Source organism: Nocardia sp. NPDC058633, assembly GCF_042717045.1.
In the GTDB taxonomy this organism is placed as follows: Bacteria; Actinomycetota; Actinomycetes; order Mycobacteriales; family Mycobacteriaceae; genus Nocardia.
In genome coordinates this window covers 36,214-58,230 of record NZ_JBHXRA010000010.1, presented here as the reverse complement: position 1 = coordinate 58,230, position 22,017 = coordinate 36,214, and the positions used below count along the sequence as shown (strand labels likewise).

The window sequence follows — 22,017 nt, the reverse complement described above, 5'->3', positions numbered from 1 at the left end:
TGCCCTGAGTGGTTACACTCAGGCGGTCTGCCTTGGCGGGCTGACCGAGATGAAACTTTAGCGCATCGTGTCGCGGGAACCCAAATCGGGGCGCTACCTGCGGACATGCGGCGGATGTCGATGTGGCGCGGAGGGGTGGCCGGATCGACAGGGGTGGGGCGGCTGGGGCAGGATGGAGCGCGCACACAGACGTGGGAGGAGCTCCAGGAGATGCTGCGGTTGATCATCGGCGTAGCGGCCGGGTACGTGCTTGGAACCAAGGCCGGGCGCGCGCGCTACGAGCAGATCAGTGCGGCGACGCGGGCCGTCACCGCGAGTCCGGTGACGCGCAAGCTGGTGTCGGTGAGTCGGCAGAAGCTGTCGGACAAGTTGAGTACGCAGCCGAAGCTGGAGCCGATGGAGCCGATCGACGAGCGCACCACGGTGTTGATCCCGCACGACCAGCTGCGTCGCTGAGCTGAATTCAGCGCAGGGCGCGGTCAGGCTCCGGCTGCGTAGCCCTCGTTGCCCATCGCCTGGGCTGCGAGGCTCTTGCGGTACTGCTCCAGCGCCACCAGGTCGCCGAACAGCGTCATGTAGGTCTCGGGCTCCTCGCTGGCCGAAAGGCGCTGCAGCTTCGATTTGAGCTCGGCGATCTGGCGGCCCACCCAGGCTTCCTGGGTGCGGGCGAGGATGCCGGTGATGAAGCGTGGAGTGTCGTTCTGGGTGCGCACCGGGAGCTGCTCGTTGGCCAGCTCGGAGACCAGGGCGCGGATCATCAGGTCGTCGGTGTGGTCGGCCACGGCGGCGACCCACTCCGCACCACTGAGTCCGGCTGCCGTGCCACCCGCTTGGGCGATCATGATGCGCACGGCCACGTAGGCGGGGTGGGTGAAGGCGGCGGCGTCGATGGCGTCGAAGGCCACGCCCGCGATGCCGGGGTATTGCAGTGCGGCGCTGAGGGATTGACGTTGGGCGTAAAGGACCGGATCGTTCGGCGCAGGCCGTACCGAGGAACTTTCCTCGACGCGAGGCGCGGGAATCGCCGCGGCGCCCGACTTCAGCGCGGGCGTCGAGTTGGCGCCCATCCGGTTCTTCTTCGCTTCCTCACCGACCCGGCGTACGACCAGCTGGATGTCGTCCCAGCCGACCCAACCGGCCAGCTTGGTGGCGTACCCCTTGCGGGTGGCGTTGTCCTTGATCTGCGCCACCACGGGCACCGTACGACGCAACGCCTCGACACGACCCTCGACATCGTCGAGATTGTGCTCGGCGAGCAAGCCGCGAATCACGAACTCGTACAGCGGGGTTCGCCGTGCCACCAGATCGCGCACGGCGCTGTCACCGGAGTGCTGACGCAACTCGCACGGATCTTGACCGTCGGGGGCGACAGCGATGTAGGTCTGTCCGGCCAGTCGCTGATCGCCGCTGAAAGCCTTCAACGCCGCGGCCTGCCCGGCCGCGTCACCGTCGAAGGTGTAGATGATCTCGCCGCGCCAGAAGTTGTCGTCCATCAGCAGCCTGCGCAGCACTTGCATGTGCTCTTCACCGAAAGCGGTGCCACAGGAGGCCACTGCGGTTTTCACACCGGCCAGGTGCATGGCCATGACGTCGGTGTAGCCCTCGACTACCACGGCCTGATGACCCTTGGAGATGTCACGCTTGGCGTGGTCGAGGCCGAACAGCACCTGAGACTTCTTGTACAGCAACGTTTCCGGCGTGTTCACGTACTTGCCGGGCATGGTGTCGTCGTCGAACAGCTTGCGCGCGCCGAACCCGATCACCTCGCCGCCGAGGTTGCGGATCGGCCACAGCAAACGGCGATGGAACCGGTCGATCGGACCGCGCTTGCCCTGCTTGGACAGTCCGGCCGCCTCGAGCTCCTTGAACTCGAAACCCAAGCGCTGCAGGTGCTTGGTCAACCCGTCCCAGCCCGCGGGGGCGTACCCGCAGCCGAACTGCTGCCAGGACGCCTTGTCGAAGTTGCGGTCGGTCAGATATTTGCGTGCGGTCTCGGCCTCGGGTTCGTGCAGCAAAGCCGCGTAGAACTCCTGCGCGGCGGCATTGGCGGCGACCAGCCGCGAGCGGGTGCCGCGGTCGCGCTGCACCGAGGTGCCGCCACCTTCGTAGTTGATCTGGTAACCGATGCGATCGGCCATCTGCTCGACGGCCTCGACGAAACCGATGTGTTCCATCTGCTGCAGGAACTTGTAGACGTCGCCGCCCTCGCCGCAACCGAAGCAGTGGAACAGCCCGTGGTTGGGTCGCACATGGAACGACGGTGACTTCTCGTCGTGGAACGGGCACAGACCTTTGATCGAGTCGGCGCCCGCGCGCTTGAGCGCCACGTACTCACCGACTACGTCTTCGATCCGGACACGTTCACGGATCGCCGCGATATCGCGATCTGGGATTCGTCCGGCCACGGGGGCGAGTCTAGTCGGGTCTGCTCAGCGGCAGTCCAGCGAGGCGGCGACGCGTTCGAAGCGACTCTCGGTGTAGGAGGCGATCTGGTCGATCACCACGCGCACTCGGGCGACCTCGGTGGTGGCGGCGTTGAACCAGGGCAGCAGCTGAGCGTCGAGGTGGGCGGGCGCGGTGGTGAGCAGGCGATCGGCGACGGCTTGGACTCGGTCGCGCTGGGTCTGCTGGCGGGCGAGGTGGCCGGGGTCGGAGCGCACGTAGCGCAGCGCCACGGTCTTGAGCACGGCGACCTCGGCGGCCACGATGGGCGGCACGATGAGGTCGGCCTCGTAGCGGCTGAGCGGGCCTTCGCCGTAGCGCTCGTGGGTGGCCGAGATCGCGGCGGTGGCGAAGCGGCCGACCAGTTCGCTGGTGAGCCGTTTCAGAGCTACCGAGGCGGTGAAGCTGCCGTCGTAGTCCGCGGCGTCGGCCACGATGTCGAGTTCGGAGAGCCGCTGGGCGGCGGCGGCAAGCGCTTCGATCGATTGGTCGGGGTGCTGGCCGTGCCCCTGCTCGGCGAGGGCGGCCTGTTCGGCCGGATCGGCGAGGGCGCGCAGGTCGATGCGGCCGACGATCACGCCGTCCTCCACGTCGTGCACCGAGTAGGCGACGTCGTCGGACCAGTCCATGATCTGGCATTCCAAGCTCTGCTTGCGGTCGGGCGCGTCTTTGCGCACCCACGCCAAGCGTTCGAGATCGTCGTCGTAGGCGCCGAACTTGGTACCGGAACCGCTTCTGCCCCACGGGTATTTGAGGGTCGCGTCCAGGGCGGCCCGAGTCAGGTTGAGCCCGAAGCTCTCCCCGTCGGCGGCGAGGACCTTGGGTTCGAGCCGCGTCAGGATCCGCAGATTCTGCGCGTTGCCTTCGAAACCGCCGTATTCGTCGGCGAATTCGTCGAGGGCGCGTTCACCGTTGTGGCCGTAGGGCGGGTGGCCGATGTCGTGCGCCAGGCCTGCGAGGTCGACGAGGTCGGGGTCGGCTCCGACACCGTCGGCGATACTTCGCCCGATCTGGGCAACCTCGAGGGAGTGGGTCAGGCGGGTGCGTGGGGTGTCGCCCTCGCGCGGACCCATGACCTGGGTCTTGTCGGCGAGGCGACGCAACGCGGCGGAGTGCAGCACGCGGGCACGGTCGCGGGAGAACTCACTGCGATGACCCTTGTCCGCGGCACCGGGCCATGCGGTCTTCCCCGGTTCGTGGACCATGCGTTCCTGGTCGTGCGGGGTATAGGTACCTGTCATCTCACTGTCCCGCCTCATAGGGGAAATCCGCCGAGAAATGAGTGAGCTGATACCAGAGCAGCGCGCCGGTTTCGCGGGCGATGCCATGGAATTGCGACTCCCTCGTGTAGACGGCCGGCCCGGTGCGGGTGGGTGCGGTCCACGCTTCCAGGCCTGCGTCGCGAGCCATCGTCCTGGTTCGCAGTGAATGCCACGGATCGCTCACGAGTACGGCCGATGACATGTCGCGCTCCCCCATCGCTGTCGCGACGGCCTCGATGCTGCGCAGGGTGTCCGAGCCTGTTTCCACGGCCACGATGTTCTCGCTGGGCACGCCCTGGTCTTCCAAATACCTTTTGCCCGAGGCGGCTTCGGTGTACAGGTCGCCCTCCTGCTTGCCGCCGACGGTGATCACCGTGGGTGCCACACCGGCTTCGTAGAGTCGCCACGCCTGATACAGCCGCGCCTCGAAAACCGACGACGGTGTCCCCGAATACTGGGCCGCGCCGAGCACCACGATCGCGTTCGCGGGGGTGTAGTCGTCGATCCGCGCGACCTGCCAGACCCGGATCGCCGTCCCGGCGACCAGCACCAACCCCATCAACACCGCTCCGGCGATCAACCGGACGAACCACACCGAGACCGTCGACACCACCCCGCGCGGATGCCTGACATCCGGGGCGGGCGCTGACGTTCGCGAGAAACCCGATTTCACCCTCGTCAGTCTGCCAGGTCGGTCCGTGGCCCCGGGTGGTCAGCGGTCACCGCCGGATTCCGTTCCGATGAACTGCCGGTCGGTGCCGACGAGAACTGCGACGTACCCGCGAATCAACCGCTCTGACGCCGACCCGGTCCTCACCAACCACGCGCACGCCATTCGGGCAGATTCGCGCGGTCGGCGCCGAGCGTGGTGTCGTCGCCGTGGCCGGGGTAGACGACGGTGTCGTCGGGGTAGCGGTCGAAGAGTTTGGTGCTGACGTCGGTGAGGAGGGTGTCGAAGTCGGCGCGACTGTGCGTTTTCCCCACTCCACCCGGAAAAAGTGAGTCACCTGTGAAGAGGTGGGTGTGGCCCGCGTTGTCGGTGAGGGCGAGGGCTATCGAGCCGGGGGTGTGGCCGCGCAGGTGGATGACCTGTAGGACGAGATCGCCGATGTCGATGGTGTCGCCGTCTTCCAACCGACGCTCGGGGCGGTGCGGGAGGTGGTCGGCGTCGAGGGTGTGGGCGGCGGTGGGAACGTCGAGGGTCTTGGTGACCTCGGTCAGTGCCTGCCAGTGGTCGGGATGGCGGTGGGTCGTGACGAGCTGGACGACCTGGCCGGGGGTCTCGAGCGCGGTCAGCTCGATGATGCGCTCGGCGTCGTTGGCGGCGTCGATCAGCACGGCGGCGCCGGTGGCGGTGCTCTGGATCAGGTAGGTGTTGTTGTCCATCGGGCCGACCGACATCTTCACGATGCGGGCGCCGGGGACGTCGCGTTGCTGGGCGTCCTCGCCGGCGGTGACGTGACCGGTGTACTGGCGATCGACTGTGACCATGCACCCGATCGTAGAAGCCACGCGTCGCGCTGTCGTGCCGGTGTCGGTGTCGACCGTTAGATTCGACCCATGCCGCTGTCGAGTTCGGCCCCACGATCGGTTTCCGTGCTCTGCGCGGTGTTCGCCGCGTTGAGTCTGTTGTGCGCGCCGAGTGCTGTCGCCGAACCGCCCTCGCGGATGGGCCCACAGGTGGTCGATACCGCGAACGTGCTCAGCACCGGCGACGAAGGACGAGTGCTCGACGCCGTCGATGCTCTCTACCGCGATCACCAGGTGAAGCTGTGGGTGATCTACGTACGGACCTTCGGCTCGATGACGGCACAGGACTGGGCCGCCCGCACCGTCGACCTCTCCGGCTTCAGCGATCGCGACCTACTGCTGGCGGTGGCCGTCGACGATCGCGGATATTGGCTCGACGGCACCCTGCCCGAGGGCGTGAGCGACGCCGAACTGGACTCGGTGCTCGCTGGTTCGGTGGAACCCGATCTGCGGGACCAGAAATGGGCGCAGGCCGCAGTCGACACGGCCGAGGGGATCGGTTCGGCGATGAAGGGCACGAGCGTGCCGTGGGGCGTGCTCATTCTGATCGCGCTGGCAGTGATCCTGGTGGCAGGCGGCCTGGTGCTGTTCTCGCGCAAGCGTCGCGGCGACAGGGATCGCGCCGAGCTGGCGACCGCGCGCGGTATGGACCCCACCGACTCTGCGGCCCTGGCGAAACTGTCCCTGCCGACCCTGCACGCGCTCTCGCGCGAGCGACTGGTCGAGATCGACGACGCCGTGCGCACCAGCGCCGAGGAATTGACCTTGGCCACCAGCGAATTCGGCGACACCGCGGTGACCCCGTTCCGCGCCGCACTCGATGCCGCCCGCACCGCCACGACCAAGGCGTTCACCATCCGTCAGCAACTCGACGACGCGATCCCGGAGACACCGGATCAGCAGCGCGCCATGCTCATCGAACTGATCGCCACCGCGGGCAAGGCCGATCGAGAGCTCGATGAGCAGGTCGCCGATTTCGACGCCATGCGCGATCTGCTCATCGACGCACCCGCCCGGCTGGATGCCCTCACCCGCGACGTCATCGCGCTGACCGCGCGCATGCCGGGCTCCGAAGCCGAACTCGCCCGGCTCGATTCGACCTATCCGTCCTCGGTCATCGCCCCGATCCACGACAACGTGCGGATGGCTCAGGAACGCATCGCCTTCGCCGAGACCAATATCGACAATGCCCGCACCGCACTCACCCAGCCCGTCGGGAAGCAGGGCGGTGCGGTCGCGGCGATCCGCGCGGCCGAGGGCGCGATCGGGCAGGCCAGGACCTTGCTCGATGCCGTCGACCAGGCGGCGACGAACATCCAGCAGGCACGCGATGGGCTGCCCGCCGCCCTCGACGAACTGCGCGCCGACCTGAGTTCGGCCGAGAACCTGACCGATTTCGGCGGCGCCGACTTGGCTGCCGCGGTCTCTTCGGCCACCGCGGCCCTGAAAACCTCGAACGCAGACGGCGATCCGCTCGGCTCCTTCCACCAGGCGGTCGCCGCGGACGCCGCACTGGACCGGGCGATCGCGGCAGCCTCGGATCGCAAACTGGCCGTGGAAGATCTGCGACGCAGACTCGACCGCACTCTCACCGATGCGGCCGCGCGGATCGACGCGGCCTCGTCGTTCATCACCACCCGGCGCGGCGGGGTCGATGCCCAGGCACGCACCCGGCTCTCGGAGGCACAACGCCATCTCGACGAAGCACGCGCACTCGCGGGCAGCGACCTCGAACGCGCACTCGCCAGCGCGCAGACGGCCGCGGACCTCGGCGGCCGGGCGATGCAGCAGGCACAGGCCAGCGTGCGGGCATGGGAGACACGCCAACCGATGTCGGGCGGCGGCTCGCAGACCGGCGCGGTGCTGGGCGGAATTCTGGTGAACGAGCTTCTGCGCGGAGCGATGGGCGGCGGTTCGCGGCGCGGTGGTTACGGCGGCGGTGGCGGCGGGTACCGACCCGGCTCGTTCGGCGGCTCGTCGGGGTCGCGCCGAGTCAGCCGGGGCGGCAGATTCTGACCCAAGCCGCCGGAAAGTGCCGGCGCCCACTTCCGGGCTTCGGCACATCCGGTCATGCGCGGGCTGTTCGCGTCCGCAGCAATCACGCGGTCGCGGCTGCCAGATCGGCGGGCGACCAGGACAGCTCCGCTGCCACGGCATCCAGTAGTTCGGCGGCGAGCGTGCCGCCGCCCAGGCGGCCGATGGCCAGCCTGCCGAGATAGGTGTAGACGAGGAAAGTGACGGCGGCCGACGCCCCCGTCGACGGGCGGGGGTGCGCGGAGAGGTAGACGATCTCGTAGTCGTCGAGGATCAGGCCGACGGGGGCGCGGAACGGGGGCACCGTACCGGTGTTGGTGAGGGCGATGTGGCCCGCGGTGGAGTGGATTCGGCGGGGTCCGAAGAAGTCGGGGAAGTGCAGAACGGACTGTTCGATCACGCCCTCGGCCAGGTCGTCGTGCAGGCTGGTGCCGATTCGCCGGGCGAGAACGATGAGATCCTCGGTGTCGACGGCGTCCGCGCTGAACGCGGCCAGACCGGACAGGTTCGTGCCCGCGTCCGCCTCGACCGGCGGGTCGAGGCGCCTGCGCAGGTCGACCGGGTACACGCACGAGACACTGTCCGCGCCGGAGAGATGTGCATAGGCCCGCAACGCCGCGGCGGTGACCAACCCGTTGACGCTCACCGCATGGGCGCGCGCCATCTCGAGCACTCGCGCGGTCGCGACGGTGTCGAGCCGAATCCGCTCCGGCCGAACCAGCGCGGCCGGTGCCGCTTCCGACCGCTCGACCCAGCTCACCGCGTCCGCGCTGGCGAGTGGACGCGTCAAGGTCTCGAGCCCCGACCGTCTCCCACGCCGAACCCCCCGCTGTGCGAGCAGAGCCTCGAGCGACACCGGATACTTCCTGGCCGCATCAGCCCCGGTCGCCGACTCCGCGACGACGGAGTTCATGTCCGCGTGGACCGCGTCGATCCCGATCACCACAGCGGCCGGTATCCCCACCTCGGTCTTCCCGGTCTCCACATAGTCGGTGTAGTAGCCCCACAACCGGGCGAACAGTTCGACGCAATGCCCCGCATCGGCCACGCTGTGATGCACGAACAACGTGACCCGGGCCCGATCCTCCTCGGCCAGAACCACATCCAGGTAGGCCAACTGAGCCTCAGGGTCCACCGATTCAGCCGGAACCCGAACCTCGTCGGGATCACCGAAACTCACCCACGCGCCGACGGCTTCGATATCCCCGGGGCGCAACAGGATTCCGTTCTCGTCGGCGTCCTCGACGATCCGGCACACCAGAATCGGATACGCCCGCTGCAACGCCGCGAAGGCTGCGCCGAGCGCCGCCGCGTCGAGCTCCCCGAGCACCGTCACCGACCGCCCGGTGAACGTCGCGTGCCGCACGAATCGCTGCTCCGACGGATCGAGCACCCGCACCACATCTTCCAATTCCCACAGCACAACGAAGATCGTGAGGCAAGCGCCCACCCAACGCAAACCGTCGGCTACACAGTGTGATCAACGCAGCTCGATCAAGATCATCAGGCCCTCAGGGATTTTCCTTCTCGGGCGATGCCTCCCTGAAGGCCTGGTGATCAATCGACCAACCGCCGACGCGGAAGAGCCCGTGCCGGATGGTTTCGGCACGGGCTCTTGCGGGTGGGAGTCAGGCGCCGATCAGGCGTGCTGCCAGGTAGGACTCGACCTTGTCGAGGGCGATGCGCTCTTGGGCCATCGAGTCGCGCTCGCGGATCGTCACCGCCTGGTCGTCGATGGTGTCGAAGTCGACCGTGATGCAGAACGGCGTGCCGATCTCGTCCTGACGACGGTAGCGGCGGCCGATGGCACCCGCGTCGTCGAAGTCGACGTTCCAGTTGCGGCGCAACTGGGCGGCGAGATCCTTGGCCTTGGGGGTCAGGTCGGCGTTGCGCGAGAGCGGCAGCACCGCGGCCTTGACCGGCGCGAGGCGCGGATCCAGGCGCAGGCTGATGCGCTCTTCGGTCGTGCCCTTCGCGGTCGGCACCTGGTCGACGGTGTAGGCATCGACCAAAAACGCCATCAGCGACCGCGTCAGGCCGGCCGCGGGCTCGATGACATAAGGCGTGTAGCGGTCACCGGAGGCCTGGTCGCGGTAGCTCAGGTCGACGTTGGAATGCTCCGAGTGCGTCTTGAGGTCGTAGTCGGTGCGGTTGGCGATGCCCTCGAGCTCGCCCCATTCGCTGCCCTGGAAGCGGAAGCGGTACTCGATGTCGGTGGTGCCCGCCGAGTAGTGCGACAGCTTTTCCTTCGGGTGCTCGAACAGGCGCAGGTTCTCCGGGTCGATGCCGAGGTCGGTGTACCAGGCCAGCCGGGTCTCGATCCAGTACTTGTGCCACTCGACATCCTCGCCGGGCTTGACGAAGAACTCCATCTCCATCTGCTCGAACTCTCGGGTGCGGAAGATGAAGTTGCCCGGGGTGATCTCGTTGCGGAAGCTCTTGCCGATCTGGGCGATGCCGAACGGCGGCTTCTTACGCGCGGTCTCCTGGACGTTCTTGAAGTTGACGAAGATGCCCTGCGCGGTCTCGGGACGCAGGTAGTGCATGCCCTCTTCGTCGTCCACCGGGCCGAGGAAGGTCTTGAGCAGGCCGGAGAAGTTGCGCGGCTCGGTCCACTTGCCGGGCTGGCCGGTGTCGGGATCGTTGATGTCGGCCAGGCCGTTGGCGGGCGGGTGGCCGTGCTTGGCCTCGTAGGCCTCGATGAGATGGTCGGCGCGGTAACGCTTGTGCGTGTGCAGCGACTCGACCAGCGGATCGGAGAAGGTGGCCACGTGGCCCGAGGCTTCCCAGACCTGGCGCGGCAGGATCACCGAAGAGTCGAGGCCGACGACATCGTCGCGGCTGGTGACCATGGTCCGCCACCACTGCCGCTTGATGTTGTCCTTCAGTTCCACGCCGAGCGGACCGTAGTCCCACGCCGACTTGGTGCCTCCGTAGATCTCACCGCAGGGGTAGACCAGACCCCGGCGCTTGGCGAGGTTGGCAACGGTGTCCACCTTCGACTTGGGTGCCACGCGAGATTTCTCCATCCACTGCGAGTCGGAATTGTTCGGCATGCCGTACCGATGTTCGATGCGGCCTACCGTACGTGAGTGGGTCCAGCGTATCGGGACGCGTCCAGTGGGTTTGCAGCAGCCGAGGTGTCCGCGCGGCGCGTCATTTGACATGCGCAACCGTGCATATCAAAATGGAATCTGTTTCCATTAAGGAGTTGGTTCATGACCACCGAGGCTGCGCCCGCGCACCCGCACAACCCGTACCACTCCCCTGCCCCCGCTGCTGTGCCGTCGCGCACGGTACTCGAGGACGCGGGCGAGCTGCTGCGGGCCCTGGCGGCGCCCGTACGCATCGCCATCGTGCTGCAACTGCGTGAGTCGCCGCGCTGCGTGCACGAGCTGGTCGACACGCTCGGCGTGACCCAGCCGCTGGTCAGCCAGCATCTGCGCATTCTCAAATCGGCGGGCGTCGTCCACGGCGAACGCTCGGGCCGCGAGGTGCTCTACGAACTCGTCGACGATCATCTGGCGCATATCGTCGTCGATGCCGTCGCCCATGCCGAGGAAGGCTGAACCGTTGGCAGACAACATCTCCACCAAGCAGGTCGGGGTCCGCAGCACCCGTCAGCGCAGTGCCATCTCGGCACTGCTCAGCAATATCGACGAGTTTCGTTCGGCCCAGGAATTGCACGACGAACTCCGTAGACGCGGCGAGAACATCGGCTTGACCACCGTATATCGCACCCTGCAATCCCTTGCCGACGCGAGCATGGTCGACGTGCTGCGCACCGACACCGGCGAATCCGTCTATCGCCAGTGCTCGAGCGGCCACCATCACCACCTGGTCTGCCGCCGGTGCGGACGCACCGTCGAGGTCGAGGGCCCCACCGTCGAGGCGTGGGCCGAGGCGATCGCCGCCGACCACGGCTTCACCGAGGTGAGTCACACCCTCGAGATCTTCGGCACCTGCCGCGACTGCGTGCGCAGCCGCGCCGCCGCGGACGAGGACGAGCCCGCAACAGTGTGACTCACATCACATGACGGAACCTTCGCTTCGTGTGCCCCGTCCAACCTTCACGAAGGGACCGGCCCACCCGGGCGCGCAGTCCTCTCGACTGCGAAGGAGGGGGCATCGTGAGTGGGACCCTGGGCGTCGAGCCCGATCAGTTGACGACCATGGCGGCGAGCTGGCGTCGGGAGGCCGGCGAGGTCGGCGCGCTGAGCTGGACGGCTTCGAGCGAAGCGACCGGTGACGGCAGCGATGTGCTCGCCGCCGTGCGGAGGCTGTCCGGCCCGGCATCGCAGGCGATGGACTCGATCGCAACCCGGTACACCACGCTGGCCGACCTCGTCGACAGGTTCTCCGCCGACATCCAGGCCAAGGATGTCGAGACCGCTGATGAAATCGGGAAGCTCGGGACCCGCTGATGCGACCGACGATCCCTCAACTCGACACCTGGAATCTCGAGGGGCTGCACCGCACCGCCGAAGCCGCCCGCACCAATGCCGACATCTTGTCCACCTCGGTCGACGACTGCTCTCGCGCAGTCTCGGCGGCAGGCAGCTGGCACGGACACACCAAGGACGCGGCCTCGCGACGCATCGATGAGGAAGTCGATCACGGGCACGAGGTGCGCACCGTGCTGCTGCGGGTCGCCGACGATGCCGAGGATGCCTATCTGGGCCTGAAACACTCCAAAACCTATGTGCTGGAACAGAGGAACCTCGCGGTCGCGCAAGGTTTCGCGGTTGCCCCCGACGGACGGGTGACCCATCTCGATCCGGAGAAGGAAGGCGACGCGGGGGTTTTCCAGCTCAACCTCGCCAGTGGATTGGACGAGATCGAACGTCTCGACAATCTGTTCGGCGTGCGTCTGCGCGAGTCCGTGGGCGACCTCGGCGCGATGCGTGACGGTCAACCCGATATCGCTCTCGCCGACGGGACGGTCCAGGATCCGGATGCTGTGGCGATCCGGTTGGCAGCGATGTCGCCGGATGAGCGGGCGGAATTCCTGGCCGGGTTGAGCCCCGACGCGCAACGCCAACTGGTAATCGCGGCGCCGGAGAAGCTGGGCAATCTGAACGGGGTGCCGTTCCTCATGCGGATCGACGCCAACGAGATCAATGTTCGCAACGCGCTGACGTCGGAAAAGGCGAAGCCGAACCGCGACGAGTCCCGGGTGAAGCAACTGGAAGCGATGCTGGCGCCGGTCCCGAATCCCGAAGGTGCGGGCACTCCCGACACCACCGCGGCGACGACCGGCGACAAGGCGACGGCGTACCTGGGCGTGGTCGACCGCAAGTTCGTCATGTTCAGCACCGAGGGCAACGGTCGCATGATCGAGATGCTCGGTGAGATGAAGGCGGGAGTGCCGGGGGTCGGCGTGTACGTGCCGGGCACCGGTACCGATCTCAACGGTTCGGGGTCGAATCACGTGGCCGCATGGAATCTCGCCGATCAGACGGGCGGCCCGATCTTGCTGTACATGGAAGGTGACTTCCCACAGAGCCTGACCAGCCTTTCCGACGGTGCGCCGAGCCCGAGATTCGCCGCGGACATGGCCCCTCGGCTCGTCGACTTCGGCCGCGAAATCGATCGGGAGGTAGCGGCATCCGCTCCCGGCACCCCGGTCTCCTATGTAGGACATTCCTACGGAGGTTCGATCGTCGGCTCGGCCGAGCAGTTGGGTCTGCGGGCCGACCGCATCCTGCACGCGTCGTCGGCGGGCACCGGCGTGTTCGACACCGGGTGGAACAACGCCAACCCGAACGTGCAACGGTTTTCGATGACGGCGCCAGGGGATCTGATCGGCGTGGTGCAGTCGTACCCCGAAGCCGGCCTCACCATCCCGGGCGCCTTCACGCTTCCCGGAAACCCCCACGCGTCCGACGAATTGGGCGGTGACCCCGACGAGGTACCCGGCGTGACGCGGCTCGACACCGGCTTCTACAGCGACACCTCCACACACCATCCCACCGAGGTCGTCTTCGGCACCGACGGGCACGGAAAGTACTGGGACGACCCGAGATCGACGGCGTTTCAGAACATCGTCGGCGTCATCGAGGGATCGACCGCGACGGCATACGTCGAACGAGGAATCGAAACACAGTACGTCGACGTCGGTGTGGGCGACAACGGCAACGGAGGCAAGGAAGGGTTCGACGCGGCGAAGGCGGCTGCCGCGGCTCGCCTCGCAGCAGCCCTAGGCAACCCCGACCTCGACCCGTACGCCGATCCCCGCATCACCGACAACCCCGATCCCGGCCGAACGATCGACATCACATGAAGAAGGCGATGATCACGGCCTGCATCCTGATGATCACCGCGGGCGTCACGGGGTGCGGTGGTCTCATCCACGAAGGCCCGACCAACCAGCGGATCAAGGACACAACGGGGCTGACGGTCGCCGAGGCGAGTCCGATTGTCGCGCACAATTTCGGACTCATCTGGCCGGAACCGGTGACGGTCGAACTCAGCGACGTGACCATGGGTTCCGGCTGCCGAACCGACCCCGACTCGCTGCGTTCCGAGGGCCCGCCTTGGCGGCCCCGCTACGAGTTGGAGGAGCTCGACCCCACTCCCGAGTTCATCGACCGCGCGCTGGCCAATCTCGAGGCGATGACTGCCCGGGGATTCACCCGCACCCCGAACAGGCGACCGGACAACGACCCGGCGAACCGGCATTACACCGACGCGAGCGGATACTCCGTCGCGTCGTCGCGACTCACCGATGTGGGGCCGACCGACCAGGTGCGGTTCGTGATGGCAGCGTCGGCACCTTGCGCGGCGCAGTAGAACGGACCTGTCGCGATGCCCACCCCGGGTGACTACGCTCTCGGGAGCGGCGACACCATGAACGAGGACCAGTTCTGTGGGAGGGACGAAGACGTGGCAGTTCGAGGTCGAGCGGCGAGGGTGGTCGGTCTCGTCGTGGCGGTGGGATCGGCTGTCGCGGGGTGTGGGGACGACGGGCAAGGGACAGCCGCTCCGCAGACGACGAGTGCGGTGAGTGTGGCGGCGAGTCCTACCCCGGTGGATGCCGAGACGACCGTGAGCTCGCGCAACGCGCTCCAACTGCGGACGACCGGATCCACAGATGAGCTGGGTTGTACTGTCGCCGTGGAGGTCCCGAACGGGTCTGTCCTGTTCAGACTCCTGAACCGCGTCAGCGCATCTTCGCCTCCCGCGCCGTGCCCGCAGGTGCGCGGGCTCACCGACAGCTTCGCTCGATACCTTCCCGAGAGCTAGTGGGTGACCCGTGCTTGTGAGCATCGACCCCGGCGAGTGGAGCCGACTGTTGGTTCAGGCCGAAGCCGGCCAGCTCTCGCTCGATCCCGAAATCGGCAAGGACCTGGACCGGGTATGTGACGACCACCTGGATCGACTGGAAGAGGTCTACGCCCAGGTCGACCAGGTCCGCAATATCTCCGGCTTCGGTTCGTTCGACTCGAGTAGGACGCTGGAGCGGAAATTCTCGCTGACCGCGTCAGGAGGAGAACGCCCGCTGGACGAGGTCATCGAGAAGCACATCGAGGCCGTCCAGACAGCGAAAGAGGTGGTCGCCAAAGCGATCGCGAACTTCGTCGCCCAGGACCAAGCGACCGGTGCCGAGATCTCCGCGACAGGAGAACACCTGTGACCTACGAGGACTACAAGAGCAAGGTGATCGCCGCACAGGAGCAGTGGAGCACCGAACGGGCCGAGATCTACAACCGGCAGACCGCGGGCAACTACGCCACGACCTTCGGCGGCGACATGCAACCACCGCACATCACCACCCCTGACAACTACGACAGCATGACGCTCGAGCAGATGCGGGCAGCGGTGGCGGCGATGAAACCGCGACTCGTCGATGACGCGGTCACCGCGTGGGCGAATATCGGCGATGCGCTGATGGGCACGTTCACCGGGTTCAACCAGCAGTTCGCGCGTACCGTCACCGGCGCCGACGGCCACAGTGGGTGGACAGGCGCGGCGGCTTCCGCCGCGGTCGCCGCCGTGAACAACTATGCACAGCAATCGATTCCGCTCTCTCGAGCGGCGACGGCGATCAGCCTTGCACTGACCGAGATGCGTACCGGAATCGAGCAGACCCAAGCGTTGATGCCCGGTCTCACCGAGCGCACCGATGTCGCCGGCAAGTCGCTGCCCGCCGACGGCGTGATGAAGGTCGACGACCACAATCGCGACGAAGCCACCCAGGAGGGCAGGCGGATTCTGCGTTCGGTGTACAGCCAGGTCGCCGGTCAGACCGACAACGGTGTCCCCTTCCTGCCGGCAGCACCGACCATCGCCGTCGGTCCTGGCAGCGATGCCGACACGAACGTGGTTGATACCCAAGCTGGTTCGACCACCAACGGCACCGAAACCGAAGACCCCGCAGCGGGAACGTCCGGTGCATCAGCGGTGTCCGAGGATTCCGGCACCGAACAGTCCTCCACCACACCGTCTTCGACTGAGGCCGGTACAACTACACTCCGAACAACAACCACCACAACGCAATCCACTACGACACCTACCGCCACTACATCGACCGGTCCCGCCATGGCGATTCCGAGCGCCGGCAGTCTCGGTGCGGCGACCCCGGGCACCGGAAGTCCTAGCGTGACGACTCCGGGCACCAGCAGTCCCGGCAGCGGCGGCGCAGTCGGCGGCAGCGGCCAGGGTGGGAGCGGCTCTCCTCGCGGCAGCGGCGGAGCCCCGACGAGCGCGGCCTCCGGCAAAGCCGTGCCGGGGGGCCAGTCCCCCGCCGCCACAGCGGCCGCAACCCGATCGGGCGCAACGTCCGGCGCCGGCGGCGCGGCGGGCATGGGCGTCCCCGGCGCCGCCCGCGGCAACTCCGACCAGGAACGAACCAGAGACGTCCCCGACTACCTGACCACCCAGGAAAACGGTGAGCTCTTACTCGGCACGAACGAGATCAGGACCGTACCCCCCGTGATCGGCGGAGACAACGACAGTGCACCGAACTGAGTTCACCGGAATCGAGTTCGAGATCCTGTGGTCCGGCTACGGCCGCGACCGCCTCCCCTACCCCCTCCAATACCGCACCGACATAGCCGAATTCGACGAACTGAAGCAACACCGAGAAGCGGCCGTGGAGGCACTGCTGCGCAAATACGACCCCGCGGTAGAGCGCGCCCTGTCCGTCCTGCTCGATCCCGAAGCCAGAGTCGAATCCAAAGGCTATGTGGGCCAGGACAGTGCGAACATCATTCGCTTCCACGGCGCGGTCCGCGGCGCAGTCGGCGCCACTCTGCAACAGGCGCCCGGCACCGCGGAGGACACCGGCGCCGACGTCACCCTCACCTATTGCACCGCCACCCAGGTCGCCGCCCTCACTGTCGCTGCCCTCCCCCGCACGAAACCGGGCAGTAAACCTCCGGTCGAGGTCCGCCGAGACCAACTGGCCGCCGAAGAAGACCACTTCGAATACCGAGCAGGCCGCCTCAGCTCCGCCGAGCAACTCAACCGCATCTTCCGCCGCCCCCGCCGAGCGTTCGGTGAAGTCTCGGCCCTCTCCGGCCCCGCCCTGGACTCCCGGCCCACCCCCGCCCGCACCTTCTGGTGGATGGACTACCCCGACGGCCGCTACTACGTGAAAACCGGCGACCCCGTCGTCGCCGAACCCCTCCCCACCGATCGCATGATCGCCGGCATCCACCGCATGCTCACCCGAGCCCAGCGCTACCACCAGGAATTCGGCACCGACGACTACCGCACCGGCTAGTCGGGCGGCGCTGGTGCAGCGAGTGCCTGCCTGTTCGCTGCAGATTCCGCGACGAAGAGACAGTGCTACCGCTACATCGGGGAGTCCTGTGCGGCTCTGCCTCGAGCGGATGCACTTCCACGAGCTGGCGAAAACCACCGACCCGAGCCGTTGGTAGGCCTCTGTCGGAGGGGTTGGCGTTCGACATCAGAGACAGAAATGCTCCGCACGAGCCCGTTCCGCGCGGAGCACTCGACGAGAGAAGTCAGGCGGGCACTGTCACCGGTTCGGGAGCTGTGACAGGGGTGCTCGTCTGGCGAGAGCGCACGGCACCGAGGCCGAGGAGAGCTACACCGCCTGCCGCCCAGGCGAGTAGGACCAGCAGCGGGGTGATGGCTCCCGCGCCGTCGAAGTAGGCGACCGAGCGCAGGAGAGAAGCGGCCGCGCCCGGAGGGAGCACCTGGCCGATGGCGCCCCAGGGCTGGGGCAGGAGCTCGGGGGCCGAGGTGGCCGCGGAGAACGGGTTGCCGATCAGGAGCATGGTGAGGGCGCCGATGCCGATGCCGGGGCGGCCGACGGCAGCGGCCAGGCCGACGATGACGGCGGCGACGGAGAAAGAGGCCAGGCCTGCGATGGCGGCCAGTTCGAGGTAGGAGCCGGGCAGGATCGACAGCCAGGTGTGGAAGATCAGGGTGCTCAGGAGCCCACCCGCGATGCCGAACGCGGCCAGACCGGCGAAGCGGGCGCCCAAGGCAGGGATCAGCAGGGTGAGCAGGACCCCCGCGGCCAGGCCGGACATGACAAGGGGCAGGACCATCGAGCCGAAGCCGGCGCCACGCTGGTCGTCGGGATCGATAGCGATCACGTCCTGAACGGGAGCGGCGGGAATTCCACTGAGCTGTTGCGCGACGGCGGTGAGCTGCTGGGCGACGGCAGGTGAGGCGGCAGAGGCGACCAAGACCTGCGGTGCGCCGTTGCCGGTGACGATGGCGCCGTAGATCTCGTTGTCGGCCATCGCGTTTCGCGCCTGCTCGACACCGGCGACGGTGGTGATCGCGAAGGCCTCGGGATCGCGTTGCCGCAGTTGCTCAGCGATCTGCGCGGAGGCAGGGCCCGCGACGGCGATCGGCAGATCGCGCGGGCCGACGTTGACGGCGGGCCAGGCGAAGGCGATCAGCATCAGGGCCTGGATCGCGGTGGCCGCGAGGCCGAGAGCTACTGCTCGGCGGGTGATCGTCATGCGATTTCTCCCTTAAAGCGAATGTTCGTTCTTTTTGGTATTTCTACCGTGACACCACCCCGCCTCGCTTGTCAAGAACGGATATTCGTTTTACTTTGAACCCATGCCCCGAGTCAGCGAAGAACACCTGGAACGCCGCAGACAGCAGATCCTCGACGCCGCGCAGCTGTGCTTCGCCCGGAAGGGCTTCCACGAGACCTCGATGCAGGATGTGTTCGCCGAGTCAGGGATGTCGGCGGGTGCGGTATATCGGTACTTCACCAGTAAGAACGAGATCATCGGCGCGCTCGTGAATCGCACGATGGGGCCGTTGCGCGAGCGACTCGCCGAGATCATTCGCAGCGAGAACCTGCCGCCCCCGGCCGAAGTCATCCGGCTGCTGACCACCGAGATCGTCAAGCGGAGCGGACCCGATGGGCCACTGCGCCTCACCCCGCAGGCGTGGGCGTTGGCCCTGGTCTCGCCCGAGGCGGCCGTCCCGGTGCGCACAGCCATCGCGGCGATGCGTGAGCTGTGGTTCGAGTACGCGGACCGGTTGTGCGAAACCGGTTGGCTGCCCCCCGGGACCGATTCCGACGTGATCGCCAAGACGATCATCGGGTTGCTCCCCGGGTTCATCCTGCAACACCTGCTGCTCGGCGACGTCGACCCGGACGATTTCGCTCGCGGTCTCGCGATCATGCTGCCGGGGCCGCCCCACCACCCCAGGTGAGCAAGACCACTGTTGCCACCGGCGCCCAACGGGTAGGTTCGGGTGCGGCACCGGAGGGGGGCCCCGAGCGCCGGACATCGCTGAATACCGATCCGACCAGGGAGTTTCCTGTGACATCTCACCGTCGAACCCTTCGATCGCGCGGCCTGGCCGCGCTGGCGACAGTCACCGTCGCGGCCGCGCTGCCTGCGGCCATGACGGGCACCGCGCAGGCCCGGATGATCGGCGGATTCGAGGTGGGTGGCGCGATCGAGGCCGAATACGACCAGGCGGGCGGCCCGGCGCTGGGCGAGCCCACCTCCCCGGAAGCCGACGCGGCGGGCGGTGGCAAGTATCAGACCTTCGCCAACAACGCGGCCATCTACTGGCACCCCGACACCAACGCCAACACCGTCGCGGGCCAGATCCGCGACAAGTTCGCCGCGACGGGCAACGAGTCGGGCAAGCTCGGCTACCCGACCACCCGCGAGCAGTCCACCCCGTCGGGCGGCGGTCGTTACAACCACTTCCAGAAGGGCTCGATCTACTGGTCCGTCGGCACCGGCGCGCATCAGATCAGCGGCCCGATCCTCGACAAGTGGGGCGCGCTGGGCTGGGAGTCGAGCCCACTGGGCTTCCCACTCACCGATGTCTCCGCGACCGGCAAGGGAGACGGCCAGTTCACCATGTTCCCGACCGGCGCCATCTACTGGACCTCGAAGACCGGCGCGCACGCGGTGTGGGGCAGCATCCAGGCCGACTGGATCCGCGCGGGCGCCGAGGGCGGCCGCTACGGCTACCCGACCAGCGACGAATACGACTACCAGGGCGGCAAGGCCCAGGATTTCCAGGGCGGCAAGATCACCTGGAAGCCGCAGCGCTGAGTACGGCGGTGGCGGCGCTGGTCGCCGCCACGGTGCCATGCGGTCGGCCACAAGGACTCGGTCAGGGCGCGAGCAGCCCCTGCCGGGATCGGCTCGCGCCGGACAGAGCCAGCAACAGCATCGTGGTGAGCGCCCCGTCGTCCAGCCCTTCGGCGGGGAAGGTGTAGCGCAGGATGATGTCGCCCAGTTTGCCGCGGGCGATCAGGGTGATCGAACCGAACTGGATCTCGTTGTTGCGTTCGGCAACTCGCTTGTGCAGCTGCGGTTTCAGCGGGCGGTCCCAGGCCAGAACGCTGGTCAGGGACAGCACGGTGAGGCCGGGGGCGAGGGTGACGGCGCGGATCGAGCACAGGGCACCGTCGTATTCGAAGCCCAGCGAGCCGTCCGCGTCGACGCGGACGTCGATGTCCTGCATCTGCAGGCAAGCGCCGGTGCGCGCCTGCAGGTCGATTTCGGGTGTGACCGTGGTGTCCATGTCGGCTCCGTCGTCACTCATTTGGCGCCACCGAAGCGGCGATCGCGCTTGGCGTATTCCAGGCACGCGTCCCACAGGTTACGCCGGTCGAAGTCGGGGAAAAGCGTGTCCTGGTAGACGAATTCGGCGTAGGCGGCCTGCCAGATCAGGAAGTTCGAGCTGCGGAACTCGCCGGAGGGGCGAAGGAACAGGTCGACGTCGGGCATATCGGGTTCGTCGAGGTACTTCGCGACGGTGGCCTCGTCGACCTTCTCCGGGTCGATCTCGCCGGCGGCCACCCGACGCGCGATTTCCCTTGCGGCGTCGGCGATTTCGGCGCGACCACCGTAGTTGACGCACATGGTCAGCGTCATCACGTCGTTGTCGCGGGTGAGCTCTTCGGCTACCTCGAGTTCCTTGATCACACTGCGCCACAGGCGCGGTCGGCGCCCGGCCCAGCGCACCCGCACACCCATCTCGTGCATCTCGTCTCGACGACGGCGGATCACGTCGCGGTTGAAGCCCATCAGGAAGCGCACCTCGTCGGGGCTGCGTCGCCAGTTCTCGGTGGAGAAGGCGTAGGCCGAGAGCCACTTGACGCCCATCTCGATGCAACCTTCGACGGAGTCCATGAGCACGGCCTCGCCGCGCTCGTGACCGGCGGTGCGCGGCAGGCCCCGCTCCTGGGCCCACCGACCGTTGCCGTCCATCACCAGGGCGACGTGGTTGGGCACGAGCTCCGGCGGGATCGCGGGCGGGCGCGCGCCGGAGGGATGCTGGGACGGCGGGCGCACGGTGCGGGTGCCGTCCTTGCTCGCGGGAGAAGAGTCACGACGCAGGATCACGGCGTCCATCCTGCCTGATCGGCACTTCGACCCCGGACGGTGGTGGGGACCACGCCGTCATCGCACACTTCTCGACTCGTCGGTCGATATCTCGACCTGATGCCGGATCAGTGTGCGGCTACCGCGTGGTCTACGCCCCGAGGCCACGAGCCGCGCTCACCCAGCGACAACGGAACGCGGCTCGACGCCGACGCCCGACCGCTCGATCAACGGCAGCGTGCGCAACTGACGTTCCAGATGCCACTGCAGGTGGGCGGCGACGAGACCGCTGGCCTGACGGCGGACATTGTCGGGGACGCTGTCGATGTAGGCCCACTCCCCCTTCAGCAGGGCGAGGAGCAGATCGAGTACTCCGGTGAGAGGCGTACTCGCGCCCGGCGGGCGACAGTGCACACAGACCGCGCCGCCCGCTGCCACATGGAAGGCGCGGTGCGGGCCGGGGGTGGCGCAGCGCGCGCATTCGTCGAGGGCGGGCGCCCACCCGGCGAAACCCATGGCGCGCAACAGGTATGCGTCGAGGATCAGTTCGTGGGGGCGCTGCTTGGCGGCGATGGCGCGCAGCGCGCCCGCGGTGAGGACGTGCAGTTTCGGGGCGGGCGCGCGTTCTTCGCCCGCGAGGCGTTCAGCGGTTTCGAGGATCGCGCACGCGGTGGTGTAGCGGCCGTAGTCGTCGATGATGTCGGCGGCGAACGCCTCGACGGTGATGACCTGGGTGACGATGTCGAGCGTGCGGCCCGGGTGCAACTGCACGTCGATGTAGGAGAACGGCTCGAGCCGCGCACCGAACTTCGACTTGGTGCGCCGCACCCCTTTCGCCACCGCCCGGACGAGCCCGTGTTGCCTGGTCAGGAGCGTGACGATGCGATCGGCCTCGCCCAGCTTGTGCTGGCGGACCACCACCGCCTCATCCCGATACAACCGCACGCGCC

The 22,017-nt window shown here is 67.5% G+C and carries 22 protein-coding genes; 12 read left to right on the top strand and 10 right to left on the bottom strand.

The genetic code is table 11. The features are described 5' to 3' along the window. Nucleotides 1-210 precede the first annotated feature (210 nt). Entirely contained in the window at nt 211-456 is a 246-nt protein-coding gene (locus ACFWUR_RS14960) for a hypothetical protein (RefSeq protein ID WP_378906997.1), read from the top strand. 23 nt (nt 457-479) lie between these two features. Here the strand turns inward: ACFWUR_RS14960 and dnaG are convergent, their stop codons facing one another. The 4 genes from dnaG to ACFWUR_RS14940 form a co-directional block, all read right to left on the bottom strand. Further along, nucleotides 480-2,405, bottom strand: coding sequence for a DNA primase (gene dnaG / locus ACFWUR_RS14955; RefSeq protein ID WP_378906995.1), 1,926 nt, complete (start codon nt 2,403-2,405; stop codon nt 480-482). A 24-nt stretch (nt 2,406-2,429) separates the two neighbouring features. Next, on the bottom strand, nt 2,430-3,683 hold the full coding sequence (locus ACFWUR_RS14950) for a deoxyguanosinetriphosphate triphosphohydrolase (protein ID WP_378906993.1): 1,254 nt from the start codon (nt 3,681-3,683) through the stop codon (nt 2,430-2,432). A gap of 1 nt (nt 3,684) precedes the next feature. Next, the gene (locus tag ACFWUR_RS14945) at nt 3,685-4,263 is read right to left on the bottom strand and encodes a YdcF family protein (protein ID WP_378907474.1); all 579 of its coding nucleotides are present in this window, start codon (nt 4,261-4,263) and stop codon (nt 3,685-3,687) included. A gap of 254 nt (nt 4,264-4,517) precedes the next feature. Further along, the gene (locus ACFWUR_RS14940; protein ID WP_378906991.1) at nt 4,518-5,195 is read right to left on the bottom strand and encodes an MBL fold metallo-hydrolase; all 678 of its coding nucleotides are present in this window, start codon (nt 5,193-5,195) and stop codon (nt 4,518-4,520) included. 69 nt (nt 5,196-5,264) lie between these two features. On the opposite strand from ACFWUR_RS14940, the gene ACFWUR_RS14935 reads away from it, so the two are divergent. Further along, nucleotides 5,265-7,250 carry a TPM domain-containing protein gene (locus ACFWUR_RS14935; protein ID WP_378906989.1) on the top strand — a complete coding sequence of 662 codons (1,986 nt, stop codon included), beginning with the start codon at nt 5,265-5,267 and terminating at the stop codon, nt 7,248-7,250. 82 nt (nt 7,251-7,332) lie between these two features. Here ACFWUR_RS14935 and ACFWUR_RS14930 read toward each other — a convergent pair whose 3' ends face one another. After that, a complete protein-coding gene (locus ACFWUR_RS14930; RefSeq protein ID WP_378906987.1) occupies nt 7,333-8,691 on the bottom strand; it encodes an acyltransferase in 1,359 nt (452 codons plus the stop codon). Between the two features lie 205 nt (nt 8,692-8,896). Beyond that, nucleotides 8,897-10,297 (bottom strand): glycine--tRNA ligase, encoded by a 1,401-nt coding sequence (locus tag ACFWUR_RS14925; protein ID WP_174551939.1) that lies wholly within the window; start codon nt 10,295-10,297, stop codon nt 8,897-8,899. Nucleotides 10,298-10,486: 189 nt separating this feature from the next. Between ACFWUR_RS14925 and ACFWUR_RS14920 the strand changes: the two genes are divergently transcribed. The 8 genes from ACFWUR_RS14920 (at nt 10,487) to ACFWUR_RS14885 (ending at nt 16,995) form a co-directional block, all read left to right on the top strand. Then, on the top strand, nt 10,487-10,837 hold the full coding sequence (locus tag ACFWUR_RS14920) for a helix-turn-helix transcriptional regulator (RefSeq protein ID WP_056821345.1): 351 nt from the start codon (nt 10,487-10,489) through the stop codon (nt 10,835-10,837). A gap of 4 nt (nt 10,838-10,841) precedes the next feature. Continuing rightward, nucleotides 10,842-11,291, top strand: a complete 450-nt coding sequence (locus tag ACFWUR_RS14915; protein ID WP_378906985.1) for a Fur family transcriptional regulator — start codon at nt 10,842-10,844, stop codon at nt 11,289-11,291. A 107-nt stretch (nt 11,292-11,398) separates the two neighbouring features. Then, entirely contained in the window at nt 11,399-11,692 is a 294-nt protein-coding gene (locus tag ACFWUR_RS14910) for a hypothetical protein (RefSeq protein ID WP_378906983.1), read from the top strand. Continuing rightward, a complete protein-coding gene (locus tag ACFWUR_RS14905; RefSeq protein WP_378906981.1) occupies nt 11,692-13,551 on the top strand; it encodes an alpha/beta hydrolase in 1,860 nt (619 codons plus the stop codon). Before ACFWUR_RS14910 ends, ACFWUR_RS14905 begins: the two co-directional genes overlap by 1 nt. Next, entirely contained in the window at nt 13,548-14,060 is a 513-nt protein-coding gene (locus ACFWUR_RS14900; RefSeq protein WP_378906979.1) for a hypothetical protein, read from the top strand. Before ACFWUR_RS14905 ends, ACFWUR_RS14900 begins: the two co-directional genes overlap by 4 nt. A 469-nt stretch (nt 14,061-14,529) precedes the next feature. Continuing rightward, the gene (locus ACFWUR_RS14895) at nt 14,530-14,904 is read left to right on the top strand and encodes a hypothetical protein (RefSeq protein ID WP_378906977.1); all 375 of its coding nucleotides are present in this window, start codon (nt 14,530-14,532) and stop codon (nt 14,902-14,904) included. Beyond that, the gene (locus ACFWUR_RS14890; protein WP_378906975.1) at nt 14,901-16,238 is read left to right on the top strand and encodes a hypothetical protein; all 1,338 of its coding nucleotides are present in this window, start codon (nt 14,901-14,903) and stop codon (nt 16,236-16,238) included. Before ACFWUR_RS14895 ends, ACFWUR_RS14890 begins: the two co-directional genes overlap by 4 nt. After that, entirely contained in the window at nt 16,225-16,995 is a 771-nt protein-coding gene (locus ACFWUR_RS14885) for an ESX secretion-associated protein EspG (protein ID WP_378906973.1), read from the top strand. The genes ACFWUR_RS14890 and ACFWUR_RS14885 overlap by 14 nt, the downstream gene beginning before the upstream one ends. A 244-nt stretch (nt 16,996-17,239) precedes the next feature. Here the strand turns inward: ACFWUR_RS14885 and ACFWUR_RS14880 are convergent, their stop codons facing one another. Next, nucleotides 17,240-18,214, bottom strand: coding sequence for a hypothetical protein (locus tag ACFWUR_RS14880; protein ID WP_378906972.1), 975 nt, complete (start codon nt 18,212-18,214; stop codon nt 17,240-17,242). 103 nt (nt 18,215-18,317) lie between these two features. Here ACFWUR_RS14880 and ACFWUR_RS14875 point away from each other — a divergent pair, with 103 nt between their 5' ends. Both ACFWUR_RS14875 and ACFWUR_RS14870 read left to right on the top strand, forming a co-directional pair. Next, nucleotides 18,318-18,926, top strand: a complete 609-nt coding sequence (locus ACFWUR_RS14875) for a TetR/AcrR family transcriptional regulator (RefSeq protein ID WP_378906971.1) — start codon at nt 18,318-18,320, stop codon at nt 18,924-18,926. A gap of 110 nt (nt 18,927-19,036) precedes the next feature. Continuing rightward, nucleotides 19,037-19,789 carry an LGFP repeat-containing protein gene (locus ACFWUR_RS14870; RefSeq protein ID WP_378906970.1) on the top strand — a complete coding sequence of 251 codons (753 nt, stop codon included), beginning with the start codon at nt 19,037-19,039 and terminating at the stop codon, nt 19,787-19,789. Nucleotides 19,790-19,850: 61 nt separating this feature from the next. Here ACFWUR_RS14870 and ACFWUR_RS14865 read toward each other — a convergent pair whose 3' ends face one another. The 3 genes from ACFWUR_RS14865 to recO form a co-directional block, all read right to left on the bottom strand. Continuing rightward, entirely contained in the window at nt 19,851-20,204 is a 354-nt protein-coding gene (locus ACFWUR_RS14865) for a YbjN domain-containing protein (protein ID WP_378907471.1), read from the bottom strand. A 77-nt stretch (nt 20,205-20,281) separates the two neighbouring features. Then, nucleotides 20,282-21,097: an isoprenyl transferase gene (locus ACFWUR_RS14860; protein WP_378906968.1), complete on the bottom strand. Its 816-nt coding sequence runs from the start codon at nt 21,095-21,097 to the stop codon at nt 20,282-20,284. Between the two features lie 147 nt (nt 21,098-21,244). After that, nucleotides 21,245-22,012: a DNA repair protein RecO gene (gene recO / locus ACFWUR_RS14855; RefSeq protein WP_378906966.1), complete on the bottom strand. Its 768-nt coding sequence runs from the start codon at nt 22,010-22,012 to the stop codon at nt 21,245-21,247. Between the last annotated feature and the right edge of the window lie 5 nt (nt 22,013-22,017).